The organism is Pedobacter psychroterrae (assembly GCF_004331695.1).
GTDB lineage: Bacteria > Bacteroidota > Bacteroidia > Sphingobacteriales > Sphingobacteriaceae > Pedobacter > Pedobacter psychroterrae.
The window spans coordinates 1,302,925-1,319,610 of record NZ_SJSL01000001.1 but is presented as its reverse complement, the minus strand read 5'-3'; the positions used below and the strand labels follow the sequence as shown (position 1 = coordinate 1,319,610).

At 44.1% G+C, this 16,686-nt stretch carries 12 protein-coding genes; 9 read left to right on the top strand and 3 right to left on the bottom strand.

From position 1 onward, the window contains the following. Positions 1 to 21: 21 nt before the first annotated feature. Complete coding sequence (locus EZ437_RS05795; protein WP_131594145.1) at positions 22 to 1,674, top strand: glycoside hydrolase family 32 protein; 1,653 nt, start codon at positions 22 to 24, stop codon at positions 1,672 to 1,674. Between the two features lie 88 nt (positions 1,675 to 1,762). Here the strand turns inward: EZ437_RS05795 and EZ437_RS05790 are convergent, their stop codons facing one another. After that, a complete protein-coding gene (locus EZ437_RS05790; RefSeq protein ID WP_131594143.1) occupies positions 1,763 to 4,318 on the bottom strand; it encodes an adenosylcobalamin-dependent ribonucleoside-diphosphate reductase in 2,556 nt (851 codons plus the stop codon). A gap of 188 nt (positions 4,319 to 4,506) precedes the next feature. On the opposite strand from EZ437_RS05790, the gene EZ437_RS05785 reads away from it, so the two are divergent. From EZ437_RS05785 to EZ437_RS05770, 4 genes are all read left to right on the top strand, one after another. Further along, on the top strand, positions 4,507 to 5,166 hold the full coding sequence (locus tag EZ437_RS05785) for a YdeI/OmpD-associated family protein (RefSeq protein ID WP_225869504.1): 660 nt from the start codon (positions 4,507 to 4,509) through the stop codon (positions 5,164 to 5,166). Positions 5,167 to 5,183: 17 nt separating this feature from the next. Further along, a complete protein-coding gene (gene hemW / locus EZ437_RS05780) occupies positions 5,184 to 6,323 on the top strand; it encodes a radical SAM family heme chaperone HemW (RefSeq protein ID WP_131594141.1) in 1,140 nt (379 codons plus the stop codon). An 11-nt stretch (positions 6,324 to 6,334) separates the two neighbouring features. Continuing rightward, positions 6,335 to 6,667, top strand: coding sequence for a phage holin family protein (locus EZ437_RS05775; RefSeq protein ID WP_131594139.1), 333 nt, complete (start codon positions 6,335 to 6,337; stop codon positions 6,665 to 6,667). Positions 6,668 to 6,747: 80 nt separating this feature from the next. After that, positions 6,748 to 8,052 (top strand): DUF3472 domain-containing protein, encoded by a 1,305-nt coding sequence (locus EZ437_RS05770; RefSeq protein WP_131594137.1) that lies wholly within the window; start codon positions 6,748 to 6,750, stop codon positions 8,050 to 8,052. Here EZ437_RS05770 and EZ437_RS05765 read toward each other — a convergent pair. Both EZ437_RS05765 and EZ437_RS05760 read right to left on the bottom strand, forming a co-directional pair. Continuing rightward, entirely contained in the window at positions 8,036 to 9,307 is a 1,272-nt protein-coding gene (locus tag EZ437_RS05765) for a DUF1501 domain-containing protein (protein WP_131594134.1), read from the bottom strand. The two genes, EZ437_RS05770 and EZ437_RS05765, sit on opposite strands and share 17 nt — an antisense overlap. Before the next feature lie 8 nt (positions 9,308 to 9,315). Further along, on the bottom strand, positions 9,316 to 11,283 hold the full coding sequence (locus EZ437_RS05760) for a DUF1800 domain-containing protein (protein WP_131594132.1): 1,968 nt from the start codon (positions 11,281 to 11,283) through the stop codon (positions 9,316 to 9,318). A 215-nt stretch (positions 11,284 to 11,498) separates the two neighbouring features. Here EZ437_RS05760 and EZ437_RS05755 point away from each other — a divergent pair, with 215 nt between their 5' ends. From EZ437_RS05755 to EZ437_RS05740, 4 genes are all read left to right on the top strand, one after another. Then, positions 11,499 to 12,905 carry a hypothetical protein gene (locus EZ437_RS05755; protein WP_131594130.1) on the top strand — a complete coding sequence of 469 codons (1,407 nt, stop codon included), beginning with the start codon at positions 11,499 to 11,501 and terminating at the stop codon, positions 12,903 to 12,905. Positions 12,906 to 13,129: 224 nt separating this feature from the next. Beyond that, entirely contained in the window at positions 13,130 to 14,011 is an 882-nt protein-coding gene (locus EZ437_RS05750; protein WP_131594128.1) for a cupin-like domain-containing protein, read from the top strand. Between the two features lie 77 nt (positions 14,012 to 14,088). Continuing rightward, positions 14,089 to 15,186, top strand: coding sequence for a vWA domain-containing protein (locus EZ437_RS05745; RefSeq protein WP_131594126.1), 1,098 nt, complete (start codon positions 14,089 to 14,091; stop codon positions 15,184 to 15,186). Between the two features lie 3 nt (positions 15,187 to 15,189). Beyond that, positions 15,190 to 16,686 (top strand): sigma 54-interacting transcriptional regulator, encoded by a 1,497-nt coding sequence (locus tag EZ437_RS05740; protein ID WP_131594124.1) that lies wholly within the window; start codon positions 15,190 to 15,192, stop codon positions 16,684 to 16,686.

Here is a 16,686-nt window from a genome sequence, read left to right as displayed (position 1 = left end):
ACGAAAACTAATAGATAGCAAATGAAACCAACGATAAAAGTAATCCTGACCGCAGCACTGATATTATGCTGCAATATCGGCACCCAGGCGGCCGACATTACCATTAAAATCACCAAACGTTACCTTAATTTCCCGATATCCCAAAAGACAGACCGGAAGGTCATGAAGTTTGAGATTGGAGGGAAAGAAGCGCGTGAATTCAAAATAAGACTGGCCGGAGATACGCCAGAGTACTGGGTGTTTTCTGACATGACGGCCTATAAGGGAAAAACCATTAAGATCAGCTATGAGGGTGATGCTGCCGGACTGAGCAAGATCTATCAGGACGACAAGATTGCAGGACAGGATTCCCTGTACCAGGAACACAACCGTCCTCAATACCATTTTACTACAAGAAGGGGCTGGATCAATGACCCGAACGGGATGGTCTTTTATGAGGGTGAGTACCACTTGTTCTATCAGCACAACCCTTATGAAAGGGAATGGGAGAACATGTCATGGGGTCATGCGGTAAGCAAAGACCTGGTACACTGGGAGGAACTGCCCGTAGCATTGCACCCTGATAAAGTAGGCACTATGTTTTCGGGCTCGGCTGTGATCGACTATGACAATACTTCGGGATTTGGAAAACCTGGAAAACCTGCTATGGTAGCGCTTTATACTGCAGATAATCCCGACAGAGAGGTACAATGTGTAGCCTACAGCCTGGATAAGGGACGTACTTTTACCAAGTATAATGATGGTAAACCTGTAATTGATTCTAAGGAAAAATGGAACAGCAGAGACACCAGAGACCCGCGTGTGTTTTGGTATAAGCCGGGTAAACACTGGGTAATGGTACTGAATGAGCGCGACGGCCATTCCATTTATACCTCCGCAAACTTAAAAGAATGGAAATATGAAAGCCATACCACTGGATTTTGGGAATGCCCTGATCTGTTTGAGTTAACCATAGATGGAGATCAGAACAATAAAAAGTGGGTGATGTATGGTGCTTCAAACACTTACATGATCGGCTCCTTTGATGGGAAAACTTTTAAGCCGGAAAGTGGGAAGCATTATTTCTCATCCGGTACGCTTTATGCCGCCCAGACGTTTACAAACATACCTGACAGTGACGGCAGACGCATCCAGATTGGCTGGGGCAGAGTAGCACAGCCGGGCATGGCTTTCAATAACATGATGTTGCTGCCAACAGTCCTGACTTTACGCAGTACAAAAAATGGCCCCCGACTGTTCAGTGAGCCGGTCAAAGAAACGGCCCAGCTGTTTGAGCCGGCAAAGCAATGGAGCAACCTAAAATCAGATGATGCCAACCAAAAGCTAAAGGAATTTTATAACGCAGACCGCCTGCGCATCAAAACTACGTTTAAGTTATCGCACGCCACTGAGGCAGGGTTTAACCTTTTTGCACAGCGCATGGTGGGTTATGACATGAACTTCAACATGCTGAATGGCATGTTTTACTCGCCCGACGACATGACCAGCATGGAGATTACGGCTGATATCTACATCGACAGAACCTCTATCGAAGTGTTTATAGATGGCGGTGCTTTTTCCTATTCCATGGAACGTAAACCCGACCTTAATAATAAGGAAGGCTTCCACTTCTGGGGCAATAACATTGACATCAAAAATCTGGAAGTGTTTACCGTGAAATCTATTTGGAAATAACCTGTCCGGGATTTCCCGATGGGATCTTATAAAAAAGGAGGTATGATCATTGTCATACCTCCTTTTTTTATAGAATTCTTTTTAAGTACTATCCGCACTTAGAGGATCCGCAGTCCTTGCAAGTCAAACAGCCTTCCTGATAATGCAGGTTGGTAGAATTACAGTTTTGACATTGCTGCTTTTTGGCTTCGGTACCATCAGGCACATATCGTTTTAAAGCACGCGCCACCCCGTTCTTCCAGGTATTGATGGCTTCGTCCAGTTGGAGGCTGTTGATCAGATCTACCACTTTTTCTATCGCCATGCCATGTCTCAGCGTGCTTGAGATCAGCTTGGCATAGTTCCAGTATTCAGGGTTGAATTTATAGGAGAGTCCTTCAATGGTAGTTTTATGGCCACGTTTGTTCTTATACTGAAAATCATACCTTGAGCCGCCGTCAGCATCTCGGTTTTTGATGATCACACCGTCATTGACCCATCTGGGGATCAGGATTCCATCCTCGTCATCCGCAAATCCGGTAAATATCTCATAAGGCTTGCCTTCTATTAAGCCTATGAATGCAATCCATTTGTCCTTGCTATTTTGAAAACGGACTACGTCTGCTTCCAGTACCGTTGGCCTGGTAGTAGGAAAATCAAGCGTAGTGTTTTCGTCTTCCGCCTCTGGCTTGTTTTCGGTGTTTGCAATCAGCACCCCGGACCGTGATCCATCACGATATACTGTCACTCCTTTACAGCCGGATTTCCAGGCTTCCATATAAAGTTCACCTACCACTTCTTCGGTTACATCGGCAGGCATATTGATCGTTACGCTAATAGAATGGTCTATCCACTTTTGGATAGCACCCTGCATTTTTACCTTTTTGAGGTAATCAACGTCGTTGGATGTCGCTTTATAATACGGAGATAAGGCCACGAGTTCATCCAGCTCTTTCTGGGTATAATTTTTTGTTAGATCTTTACCATTTACTTCCATCCACTGTTTGAAACGGTGATGGAATACCACATATTCTTCCCATGAATCACCTACCTCATCCACAAAGTCTACACGAACCTCTTTATCGTTCGGATTTACCTTCCTTCTCCTTTTGTAAACAGGCAAAAACACCGGTTCGATCCCTGAACTGGTCTGGGACATAAGGCTGGTTGTTCCCGTAGGTGCTATAGTCAGCAAGGCAATGTTTCTCCTGCCATGCTCCAGCATTTCGTAATACAGTTTCGCATCTGCTTCTTTTAAGCGCAGGATGAAAGGATTGTTCTTTTCGCGCTCGGCATCAAAAATACTGAATGCGCCTCTTTCCTTTGCCATATTAACAGAAGCCCTGTAAGCCTCAATAGCAATGATCTTATGAATTTCAATAGCAAATTCCGAACCTTCGTCACTTCCGTACCTCAGCCCCATTGCCGCCAGCATATCCCCTTCGGCAGTGATGCCTATTCCTGTCCTTCTACCTTCGTTGGCTTTAGTCTGGATATTTAACCATAGGTTTTTCTCTGTACGTTTTAACTCCTCATCTTCAGGATCATCGGTGATTTTTTGAAGGATGGCATCTATCTTTTCCAGTTCCAGGTCGATGATATCGTCCATGATACGCTGTGCTGCGTGGATGTGCTTTTTAAAAAGCTCCCAGTTGAAGGAGGCCTTGGCAGTGAAAGGCTGGTCTACATAAGAGAACAGATTGATGGCCAAAAGGCGGCATGAATCGTAGGGACAAAGTGGTATCTCACCGCAGGGATTAGTGGAGACCGTCTTGTACCCAAGATCTGCATAGCAATCTGGCACCGACTCGCGGATAATTGTGTCCCAGAATAATATACCCGGCTCAGCAGAGCGCCAGGCGTTGTGTACAATTTTTTTCCAGAGAACGGAGGGGTCAATGTCTTTTTTATATAACGGATTGGCGCTTTCTATTGGATATTGTTGCTGGTAAGTTTTTCCGGCCTCTACAGCTTTCATAAACGCGTCGTCTATCCTGACAGAAACATTGGCACCTGTTACCTTGCCCTGCTCCATTTTTGCATCAATGAAATCTTCAGAGTCGGGATGCTTGATCGCTACAGAAAGCATGAGTGCGCCTCTTCTCCCATCCTGGGCTACTTCCCGTGTGGAATTGGAAAACCGCTCCATAAAGGGAACGATCCCTGTTGAGGTGAGCGCTGAATTTTTGACAGGAGATCCTTTAGGACGGATATGGGACAGGTCGTGACCCACACCTCCGCGCCGCTTCATCAGCTGCACCTGTTCCTGATCGATCTTCATGATCCCCCCATACGAATCAGAATCGCCATCATTACCAATTACAAAGCAATTGGAAAGTGAAGCGATCTGGTAAGGATTGCCAATACCGGTCATCGGGCTCCCTTGTGGGATAATATATTTAAAGTCTTTGATCAGTTCGAAAATTTCATCTTCTGATAATGGGTTGGCGTATCTCTGTTCAATGCTGGCCACCTCGCTGGCTATCCTCCGGTGCATGTCATCCGGGTTCTTTTCAAATATGCTCCCATAAGAATCTTTGAGTGCATATTTATTAACCCAGACCCTTGCGGCCAGATCGTCGCCTTTAAAATAAACCAATGATTCCTTATATGCCTCATCAGCAGTATAAGTAACCTGATTTTTAGATTGATTAATGATTTCCATAGTCAAAAGATGAATGAACCCAAATCTAATAATTTGTGAACTCTAAATGGTCATTAATAAATAAAGTTTACAGGAAATAAATACAACTAACTGATATTATGCATATTAAAATAAAAGTATTACTGAAAAGTTCACAAATTTTAAAATATTAAAAATGCTATATTATCATCATTATCCGTGTTTAAGCTGTGCAGCAGCGTTTTGTAAGCGGAAGATCTCTATTTGGGTATTTCGCAGTGAATGGCTATGTTTATGGAAATATAGCGATGCATAAAAAAGAAATTGAAACTTTTTGTCCGGCAAACCGGGAAGAGTGGAGGCAATGGTTAATAGAAAACCACGATTCGAGCCAGTCTGTTTGGCTGCTCCAGTATAAACAGAAATCCGCTAAACCAAGTTTATCCTGGAGTGACTCGGTAGATGAAGCGCTTTGCTTTGGATGGATTGACAGCACAAGAAAAACTGTCGATGCCGAAAGTTTCATACAATTCTTCGGGAAACGGAAGCCAAAGAGCAACTGGTCGAAGATCAACAAAGCAAAAGTTCAGCGGCTGATAGAAGAAGGATTGATGACAGAGGCAGGGTACAAGAGCATTGAGATAGCAAAGGAAAATGGTTCGTGGTCTATTCTGGACACAGTAGAAGAGTTATTCGTTCCGAAAGATCTCGAGAATGCATTTCATTTACATCCAGGTGCCAAAGATTATTTCGACAACCTGAGCAAGTCAGCAAAAAAAATGCTTCTTCATTGGGTTGTTGCAGCCAAAAGACCGGAAACCAGGGAAAAAAGAATTGCCGAAATAGCTGAGCTGGCAGGGCAGCGCCTAAAGCCAAAACAGTTTCGATAAATCGCTATCTTTGCGGGATGTCCGGCATCTACATACACATCCCGTTTTGCAAAAAGGCTTGTACTTATTGCGACTTTCATTTCAGTACTTCATTGAAGTATGTCGAGGAGATGACAGATGCAATTTGTAAAGAAATCATCCGCAAAAAAGACAGGATCACCGATCAGGTAGGAACCATTTATTTTGGCGGAGGAACCCCTTCGGTATTACCTGCAAAGCATTTTGAACGGATATTTGATACCATAACACATCATTTTTCCGTCGCCGAAAACGCGGAAATCACTATTGAGGCCAATCCAGACGACCTGGATGCAAAGAAGATAGCGGAGCTAAGGAAACTCCCAGTCAACCGCTTCAGCATCGGCATACAGTCTTTTTTTGAAGAAGACCTGCGCTGGATGAACCGGGCGCATACTGCGACAGAAGCCGAAGACTGCATCAAGCGGAGCCAGGATGCTGGCTTTGAAAACCTAAGCATAGATCTAATCTATGGCTACCCATTACTGACCGATACCAAATGGCTGCAAAACATAAATAAAGCTATTGAATTTCAAACACCGCACATCTCCGCTTATTCACTTACCGTAGAGCCACGGACGGCATTGGCCCATGCCATAAAAAAAGGCAAACAGGTTCCTGTAAATGATGAGCAAAGTGCTGCGCAGTTTATAATACTGACAGATAAATTTAAGGAAGGTGGCTTTGAGCATTATGAGATCTCTAATTTTGCAAGGCCCGGCAAGTATGCTGTGCACAATACCAACTACTGGCGCGGCGTGCCGTACCTGGGTATCGGACCTTCCGCACATGGATTTGACGGACAAACGCGCTATCTGAACATTGCCAATAATGCGGCTTACTTAAGTGATCTTCAAGAGGGCAGACTGGCGGAAACAATTGAAGAGCTGAGCCAGTACGATCGCTTTAATGAATATATCATGACTGCGCTGCGGACCATGTGGGGCGTTTCACTGGATAAGATCGGATCAGATTTCGGACAGGTTTTTTTAAAAGACACACTTAAAAACATGAAGATCTTTGTAGAAAGGAATTGGCTGACCAATGAAAACGGATATTTGATATTGACAATGGACGGTAAGCTTTTTGCCGATTATATCGCTTCTGAGCTATTTATTACAGAAGATGATTATCTTTAAGAAAAAAGACCATGAATTTTATATTAACATTGCTCATCAACGCAGGGATATTATTGGGAATGACCTACATACTCCCTTCTGTAATCATTAAGAATTATAAAACAGCTATTTTGGTGGCACTGGTAATCGGTCTGCTCAATGCTACGCTTGGCTGGATCATCCGTTTTCCGCTAAACATTGTTACTTTCGGATTGCTTTCTTTTATCATCCACTTGTTTGTGACGGCGGTGATGATCAAACTGGCCGACATCCTCTTCTCTGATTTTGAGATTAAAGGATTTGCCCCCGCCATCATCATCGCTCTAGTAATGACTATTGCAGGTGGTTTGCTTGCTATATTTTAGTTACGCAAACGTTTGTCCGCTTTTTAACCGCATATGTTTTTAAGTGTTTTTATATCTTCAATTAATCAAGACAATTAAAGATGAACAAACCTTTATACCTGCTAGCCATATGTTTTCTACTTAGCAGCATTTCGTATGCGAAAAAGAATTCCTCTGTAGAACCGGAAAGCATTACCATACCCCTTGGTGGAAATGCGTGGATAAACAATAATTCAAAGACCAGGATCAATAAAAATGGTGTCAGCAATTGGTCGGCCGACAGTGATGTGATTAGCATTTACTTCAGGACTGAAGCTGCCGGCAAAGCCCAACTCTCTCTCAGGCTCAGTGTCCCGGAAGGAAAGACTAAGATAAGTCTTACTGCTGGCGGAAAAACCCTGGAAAAAGAAGCAAGTAACATGGCTGCAGCTGTGGTAAATATCGGAGAAATTGACATCAGGCAAGCCGGTTATGTAAAAGTTGAGCTAAGAGGAATCTCAAAAACAGGAAATGTCTTTGCAGAGGTATCAGATCTTATCGTGGGTGGAACTTCGCTTTCAGCTGGCACTTCTTATGTAAAGAACAATGAAGGAAATTATTTCCATTGGGGCCGCAGGGGGCCGTCGGTACACCTGAACTACAAAATCCCCAAAGAAGCAGAAAATGTAGAATGGTTCTATAATGAGCTCATGGTACCGGAAGGTGAAGATAAACTGGGCACATACTTTATGGCAAATGGTTTTAGTGCCGGATACTTTGGAATGCAGGTAAACTCGCCTACCGAACGAAGAGTACTGTTTTCCATATGGAGCCCTTTTAACACGGACGATCCTAAAGCTATTCCCGACAGCCTGAAAATTATATTGAAGAAAAAAGGGAGTACCACAAGAACGGGCGAGTTTGGCAATGAGGGTTCAGGCGGACAAAGTTATCTTTTTTACCCATGGAAAGCAGGCAAAAGTTATGCCTTCCTGATCCGCGCGCAAGCAGAGGGAGAAAAAAGAACAACGGTATATACTGCTTATTTTAAAGATATAGAAAAAGGTGAGTGGCTGCTGGTAGCGAGTTTTGAGCGTCCGCAGTCGGGCATGTATTTAACAGGGCTACATTCTTTTCTGGAGAATTTTTCTCCCGCTACTGGCGACCAGTCCAGAAAGGGCACTTATACCAATCAATGGGCAGTCGACAACAAGGGTGTATGGCATGAAGTTACCGCAGCAACATTCACCGCAGACGCTACTGCCAGGATCAACTACAGAAAAGACTATGCAGGCGGGTCAGAAGGCACTTCATTCTTTTTAAAGAATTGTGGCTTCTTTAATGACTCTACGCCTATCCAAACGCTATTGGAACGCAAGTCTTCAGGCAGGAAGCATCCGGAGATAGATTTTAAGACCCTGCCATAACACCGATCGGCTTGCCATCCCAGTCGGGAAAAAGCACCTTGTCATTGTGGATATTCAAGTGCTTACCCGCCACTTCACTGAACACGCTTCTGAAGTCTGTGGTAACGGCCAGGTCACGGCCATCTTCCAGATTTTCCACGGCAAGGGGATTTACCAGGCCATGTACTTTGCCTCCGGTCACGCCATTACCAAGTATAAAATTGCAGGATGCCCTGCCATGATCTGTACCTCCAGAGCCATTCTGTTTCACCGTACGGCCAAATTCAGTCATGGTCATCACGGTTACATCATCTTGCAAAGTCCCCATATCAGCCCAGAAGGCCATGATGCTTTCACTAAGGTCATTGACATTCCTTGCAAATATGCCTGTATCGCGTCCCTGGTTGAAATGGGTATCCCAGCCACCCGACTCTGCAAAAGCCACCTCCATCCCTACATCCATCTTGATCAACTGGGCAATTTGCTTCAGTGAATTACCTAATGCGGTGTTTGGATAGATTGCATTGTTTGCTGGCTTATAGTTTTTGGTATCTGTTTTTTGAAGCATCTTGATGGCATCAAAGCTTTCCTTACCCGTTTCCTTCAGCAACCCCGAGGCAGTCTGATCATACAGGTCTTCAAAACTTTTGGCCGCCATATTGGCTCCTTTAAGATTGCCCTTCATCTGTATATTAAAATCCTGCAGATTACTGATTGCCACTGCGGGGTTGTCGCCATAAAAGGCCCGTGGCAGAGAAGAAGTAAGACTAACCCCCTGAAATGGGGTAGCGGCATCATGACCTAATAAGCCAACTGCTCGGTTTAACCAACCACTCTCCGTTCCTTTTCTGAATGGGGTGCCGGATTCCATATAGTCCTGGGCATCGAAGTGAGACCTCGTGCTGTTTGGAGATCCAATGCCATGTACAATGGCCATGCGTTTGTCTCTGAACACACTTTCAAAACCTGCCATAGAAGGATGCAGGCCAAAGCGCCCGTCCAGATCTATCAGCGATTTACCGCTCGTGTTTTTGGCGGCAGACATAAACAAGGTAGGTCTCGCTGCCTTCAGGTACTGATCGGTAAAAGGTGTAACGGCCATCAGGCCATCCATCGCACCGCGCTGAAAGATGCAGACCATGATCTTTCTTCTCTTGAATAATCCCAGTTTGTTGGTGCCTGCTACGGCGTCCATCAAAAATCCCGGTACCCCGCCCATTCCGATCCCAAATAAGGCCAGTCCGCCTGCTTTTATAAATCCTCTTCTTGAAGTCATGATGATCTCTATTTACGTTGAAATTCTGGTGATCCAATAATCACCCCTACTACCTGTGCCAGCATGGTATTATTGCCCGCTACTGCCTGCACACTTTGCTTTTCCATCTTGCCCTTTTTATTTTTACCAGGCATTTTCTTAACCTTTCCCAATGGATTCCTCATGTCTTCCATAGTCGTACCACCCATCATCACCTCTTCTTGTGAAGACATCTCGGTTTGCTTAGGTTGGGGGGCCGGGGTTTTCTCCGCAGCATTAGCTATTTTTTCTGTTAGCGAAGGATCGTTCAGCATGGGCTTCAAGCGTGCTACTGTTTTTGTGAGATCCCTTTCCGGCATTACCAGTTTGCTATAGGTAGTCAATGCCGCCTCTGCACTTTCCGGCTCGTGGTTGTTATTTAAGGCAATCAGGTTGATTTTTATCCCAGGTATCTTTTCAGCAGCAAGTGCCAACCCAAAGTTCATCCGGTTTAGCAGTGAACCTGTATTGATCCAGTATTGCCCCCTGTCTGGAAAACCTGTAGGTGCCTGATAAAAGTACATCTTTTGTCCCATTTTGTTGATCCAGGTGTACAACTGATAAGGTTGGCTGATGTCGGCATCCAGTCCCCGGACAGCACTAATCGCCAGTTCGAAAGGGGATTTTGTTTTTTCCCGCAAGGCTTCTTTCTGCCAGAACTCAGGTGCAGTAACCATACTGATCATCACTTCCTTAATGTTTCCGCCCGTAGTGCTAAACGTTTTTTCCATCCGCTCTACTAGTTTTGGAGAGGGCTGGTCATTTACAAACCTGACCGCAATCTTCCGCGATATAAATTTGGCTGCCGAAGGATGTTTTGCCAGCATCGTAAGCAGCGCAACCCCTTCTTCATAACCCCTGTTGGCCGCAAACTTCTTGCCCAGCACTGTTTTCTCTCCGTTGTCGTGACGGGTAGGTACAAAAAGAAAGTCTCCTTCCTGTACGAAGCCTCTTTTGGCGAGATTTTCCGGACTAACTTGATCAAGTATTTTCTTCATGCCCGAGCCATAACCGTCTTCTGCCATAGGCGCAAGTGTCCAGCCAGTAAGCACCCTGGCTGCCTGTGTCACGTCGCTCTGCGTATATCCTCCATCCACACCGAGGGTATGCAACTCCATTACTTCCCGCGCATAGTTCTCATTAAGGCCCCCTTTTTTATTTTGCAGGGCTTTCTTTACTTTGGGTCTTTTTGCGTCCATCATCATACCTGTATCTTCAGCGGAAGCAACCGGACTACCGGTGCTGTTAAAATTATCCAGATAGATCAGCATTGCTGGTGATTTGGCAGTTCCAAGTACCAGGTTTTCAAACTTTCCGGTCACATTCGGCCGGATCACATCTCTTTCAAAAGCCGGCACAAAAGAAGCACATTGCCCTTTAGTAAGTGATACATTAAAATGATTGAACCAAAAATCGGTAAGCAGTTCGCGCATCTGATTTTCAGTGTACGCTGCCCTGAGTATTTTTTGATTAATGAACTGACGGGTAAGCTCGGTCTGTGATTTCAGTCCTTTTTCGGCCATATAATTCCTAAGCTGCTGACGATAAAGCCTCTGATCGCCCTTGTTTACCGAATCCTTATTCACCGCACCATCCTTTATAGCCATCCGTACGATCTTTGCTTGCCTTGGATACTTGTTTTCTACTTCCGTATTGGTCAGGTTGATGTCGGGATACTCACTAAGCAATTTGTCAAGCTCATTGTCTGAATATTTCCCTTCCAATTGCCCGATAAACCATTTTTCAAGCCCAATCTTAAGCACCTTGTCCACCTCTCCAGGTCTGGCGCCATAGGTAAACCTGCTGAGCAAGTGGGCTGCCGCCTCCCGCTCAGTAAGCCCGGCCTGTTTAAACGGAAAAATGAGGCTGGCCAGACTTTCCTTCTGAAAAGAAGAGAACAGCAACGTCGCGCAAAAAAGGATAACGAACGATCTGATGATTTTGAGTGATGTATTCATAAACAGGGTATTTGAATATTTTTTGTACAGGTATGACAACCGAAGCAGGAAAAGGATTAATAACAGGGCTAACAATTTCCTGGCTAGGCTCAGATCCATCCAGCGTAGTTTACTGATTAATGAAAGTAAACTTCAGGGAAAAATATCAAGCACTGACAAGAGAAAAATTTATATCTTGCAATAACTAATAGATAAACCACTTATACCAGATATACATGAAACGCTCGTTTAGAATCTTTTGGGCTACCAAACTTATACTACTCATCTCGATCAGCTCCTTCGCTCAAATCAAGTATCAAAAAACGATTAAAGAAGCCCTGGAAAAAGCAAGTGCGGACAAAATGCTGGTATTTGTGCACGCTGGCATAAGCAGATGGATAATGGATATGAAGGTCAGTAGAATATCTGACCAGCCCAGAATTGCAAATTTCTATAATAAAAACTTCGTAAACTATCTGATAACGAGCGACAGCCCTGAATTTGCAGACTATCTGGCCCGATACCAAATAAACAGTTACCCGGCTTTGTTTTTTCTAAATGCTGAGGGCCAACTTGTCTTTAAAGCTCCCCGGGCAGCTATGTCTTCTGACGAGTTTATAGCGTATGGCCAGGAAGCGCTTGATGTTTTTAAGTCTGGCAAATCTCTTTCTGCATACGAGCAAAAGCACAAGGCAGGAAATCTAAGCATAGAAGAGTTGAAAGATTATGTACAAATGAGAATAAAGGCCGGCCTTTTTGATAATTCAGAACTGGCTGACCGCTATGTTGAGTCTTTAACCGTTGGTCAACTTGATAACTATAAAGAGGTACTTTTCATCCTACAGACCGGCCCACTGGCCTACGGCAAAGCTTATAAACTGGCTTATACCAATTTAAAAATCACGGATAGCATCTATAAGAATGAACCACCTCAGGAACGGATTGACATAAATAACCGGATCATTTCAAACACTTTCAACGCTGCAGTGGCAAAAAAAGATTACAACATGCTCAATAATCTAAACAACTTTATAAGAGCCATACACATCAGGAATTATAAGGAAGGCAGTGAACAGGCTACGCTTAAATCACTGGCTTTCTATAAGGCGGTAAATGATACCGCCAACTATTTTTCTACCGCTTCCTATCATTACGACCAGTCATATATGGGGCAAAATGTCGACTCCCTGAGAAAGCTTGCCCTTAAAAATCAGGAGGCCCGCGATGAAATGAATACGAGTATAAAAACCTCAAGAACCCTGGCGAATAAAAAGCCTGTCCGGACTCCACCCTCAGGCAAAAACGTAACCAGGGTCGTAACAAGGACGGTAACTATTAGCGGAACCAATAGCATGACTGCAAACGCGCTAAACAGCATAGCATGGGACTTTTATACCATGGGTACCCGAAATAAAAACTACCTGACAAAGGCAATGCATTGGAGCCTGCGTTCGATAGAAATAGATCCCGATCCTGCTTACTATGATACGCTGGCGCACATATTTTATAGGATGGGCTTGTTTGACGAGGCCATATTGAACCAGAATAAAGCGATTGCTTTGCTAATGAAAAATCCAGAGTACAAAAAGCCGCTGTCAGATGCAAGAACGGAATTAGTAAAAATGCAGGAAAGGAACCTTTAAAGCATTGTAAAGGCAGGAGCCATTCTGATCTTATAAAATCCATCTTTAGATTTAAATAAATTATTCCCGTATTACTCAAAAAGACTTAATCGAGTCCGGACTATACACGTATTCAGAACTCCATCGCACGTTACGTAACTGTTAAGATTTTAATTTACATTTGCTGATAAATAAGATCGGTTAACAGGCACGTAGCCGTTAACTAGGTATCTTATCAGAATATTATGAGCTTTATTTTAAAGCCGGTAGATACCGTGGAAAGCATCAGCCCTGCTGATTTTAAGAAAAACTATTTAGACGCAAGAAGACCTTTGATCATTAAGGGCCTTACCAAGTCATGGCCTGCCAGGGAAAAATGGACGACAGACTATTTAAAGCAGATAGCCGGTGATGTAAATGTAAGTCTGATGGACAATTCAAAAGCTGACCCGTCTAAGCCGATCAATGCTTCGGTAGCTAATATGCGCTTTGGGGATTACCTGGATCTGATCAAATCTAAGCCAACTGAACTTAGAATATTCTTCTTCAATCTGTTTAAGCACCATCCTGACTTGGTAAATGACATCTTGATCCCTAAAGACCTGATGGGCGGCTTTATTGAAAGCATGCCTGCAATGTTCTTTGGAGGCTCTAATTCTGTTACTTTTTTACACTACGACATAGACCTTCCCCACTTGTTCCACACCCATTTTGGCGGAAGAAAGCACATCATATTGTTCGACAATAAATGGAAAAAACGCTTGTATTGTATCCCGAATGCTACCTATGCACTGGAAGATTATGATGTGGCCAATCCCGACTTTGAGAAATTCCCTGCACTGAAAGGTGTAGAAGGATATGAGGTTTTTCTGGAACATGGCGACACCCTTTTTATGCCAACCGGTATGTGGCACTGGATGAAATACCTGGACGGTTCTTTCTCACTAAGTCTCAGGGCATGGGATGCATCGCTTGGCAGGAAGATACAAAGTGTATTCAACCTGGCTATCAAAGGTGGTCTGGACAGTGTATTGAAAATGGCTTTCAAAGCGCCTTATGCCCAATGGAGGGAGCGACTTGCTGTACGCCGGGCCAACAGGGCACTGGCACAGGGCGACCCTAAATAAGGAGCTTTATTTGACAGGGGGATAACATTACTCAGCTCCCAAACTTTTAACTTCGATAATTCGTTTATCATGAATATATGAGGGGTTTCCAATTTTCCAATTACCTGCCTGATGATCTGCCGAAAGGCGGATTTGATGAGATGCTAAAGCTTTTCACCCAACTGCTGAATTATACAGCCGGTGACGCGGGAGAGGCTTTATCATGGATGAATGAACTGGACAAAAAATATAAGTTCAGCACCAATGACTACGGCATGGGCAATTTTATTGATGACCTGAAAGAAAAAGGGTACATCAAAGAAAATGAGCGTGGCGAGACAAGCATCACTGCCAAAACGGAACAGACCATACGTAAGTCGGCTTTAGAAGAAATCTTTGGTCAGCTTAAAAAGGCTGGTAGGGGTAATCACAATACCAATATTTCGGGAGTAGGGGAAGAAAAGAATGCGGACCGGAGGGAATTTGCTTTTGGCGACAGTCTGGACCAGATAGACATCACTGCATCTATACAAAATGCGCAGATCAATCACGGGATCAATAATTTTACCCTGACAGAGCGCGACCTGGAAGTGGAAGAAAAGGATTATAAAACCCTTACTTCTACAGTATTGATGATAGACATATCCCATTCTATGATCCTGTATGGGGAAGACCGCATCACACCGGCAAAAAAAGTCGCTATGGCATTGGCTGAACTGATAAAAACACGTTATCCTAAAGATACGCTTGACATTGTGGTATTTGGCAATGATGCCTGGCCCATTACCATTAAAGACCTTCCCTATCTGCAGGTTGGACCTTATCATACCAACACTTTCGCCGGACTGGAACTCGCGGCTGACCTGCTACGCCGCAGAAAGACACATAACAAACAAATCTTTATGATCACTGACGGCAAGCCTACCTGCCTCAAAGAACCCAATGGCACCTATTATAAAAACAGCATGGGGCTAGACAGAAAAGTGATCAACAAAACACTTAACATGGCTGCGCAATGCAAACGCCTCAATATCCCGATCACTACTTTTATGATTGCACAGGACCCATACCTGCAGCAATTTGTAAGGGAATTTACTCAGATAAATGGAGGAAGAGCATTTTATAGCTCTCTGACTGGATTAGGAGAATATATTTTTGAAGATTACATTAAGAACCGAAGGAAAACCGTAAGATAATACATGGATCACATCAACATAAAAACAATTGGCGAGTTAAAAGCGGCCAACTATACCTCGCTTTCGGTAAAAGAAGAGCTTAGAAAAAACCTGATCATACAACTGCAAAACAAGGATGCAGGCTTTGATGGTATCCTGGGTTATGACGAAACAGTGATACCTGAACTGCAAACTGCCATTTTATCCCGTCACAATATACTCTTACTCGGGCTGCGCGGGCAGGCAAAAACACGGATTGCAAGACTAATGGTGAACCTGCTGGATGAATATATCCCGTACGTAAGCGGAAGCGAAATCTTTGATGATCCACTCAACCCGATCTCCTGGTATGCAAAACAGGAGATAAACATTCATGGCGACAATACCCCGATAAGCTGGCAGCACCGCTCTGAAAGATATACGGAGAAGCTTGCCACACCTGATGTGACAGTGGCCGATCTGATAGGTGATGTGGACCCTATTAAGGCTGCTACACTAAAACTGACCTATAACGATGAAAGAGTGATCCATTTCGGACTGATCCCGCGTGCGCACCGCAGCATCTTTGTGATCAACGAACTTCCCGATCTGCAAGCACGGATACAGGTAGCACTTTTCAATATGCTCCAGGAAAAAGATATCCAGATCAGGGGTTTTAAACTACGCCTTCCCTTGGATGTGCAGTTTGTTTTTACAGCCAATCCTGAAGACTATACCAACAGGGGATCTATCGTAACGCCGCTAAAAGACCGTATAGAAAGCCAAATCCTGACCCACTATCCTAAGACCATTGAGATTTCCAGAAAGATCACTTTTCAGGAAGCACGGATTACTGAAGATCAGCGGGAAAATATCGAAGTAGATGGTCTTTTGAAAGACCTGGTAGAGCAGGTAGCTTTTGAGGCAAGGAAAAGTGAATACATAGACCAGAAATCCGGTGTTTCAGCAAGACTGACGATTTCTGCTTATGAGAATTTGGTAAGCACAGCAGAAAGGCGCATGCTGATCAACAGGGAGAAAACTACATTTGTGAGGCTTTCAGACCTGGCGGGGATCATTCCGGCGATAACAGGTAAAATTGAACTGGTGTATGAGGGTGAACTGGAAGGGCCGGCCAACGTAGCGGGCACCTTAATCGGTAAGGCCATCAAAACCTTGTTCTCCCGCTATTTCCCAGATCCTGAAAAAGCTAAAAAAAGTAAATCTGCCAATCCTTATACAGCTATTGCGGATTGGTTCACAGAAGGAAATACACTTGATCTTTCTGATTCTCTGACAGCGGCAAAATATAAAAAAGCACTTATGCAGGTGACAGGGCTGTACGACCTGATCAAGAAGTTTCACCCTAAACTAAGTGAAAACCAAACACTGGTACTCATGGAATTCGTGCTGCACGGACTGGCAGAATATTCGCAGCTGAGTAAGAAGTACCTTCAGTCGGGATTTGGGTTTTCAGATATGTTTGACAGTCTATTTAGCGCAAGCCTGGATGATGACGATGATGACTTTGACCTCCGATAA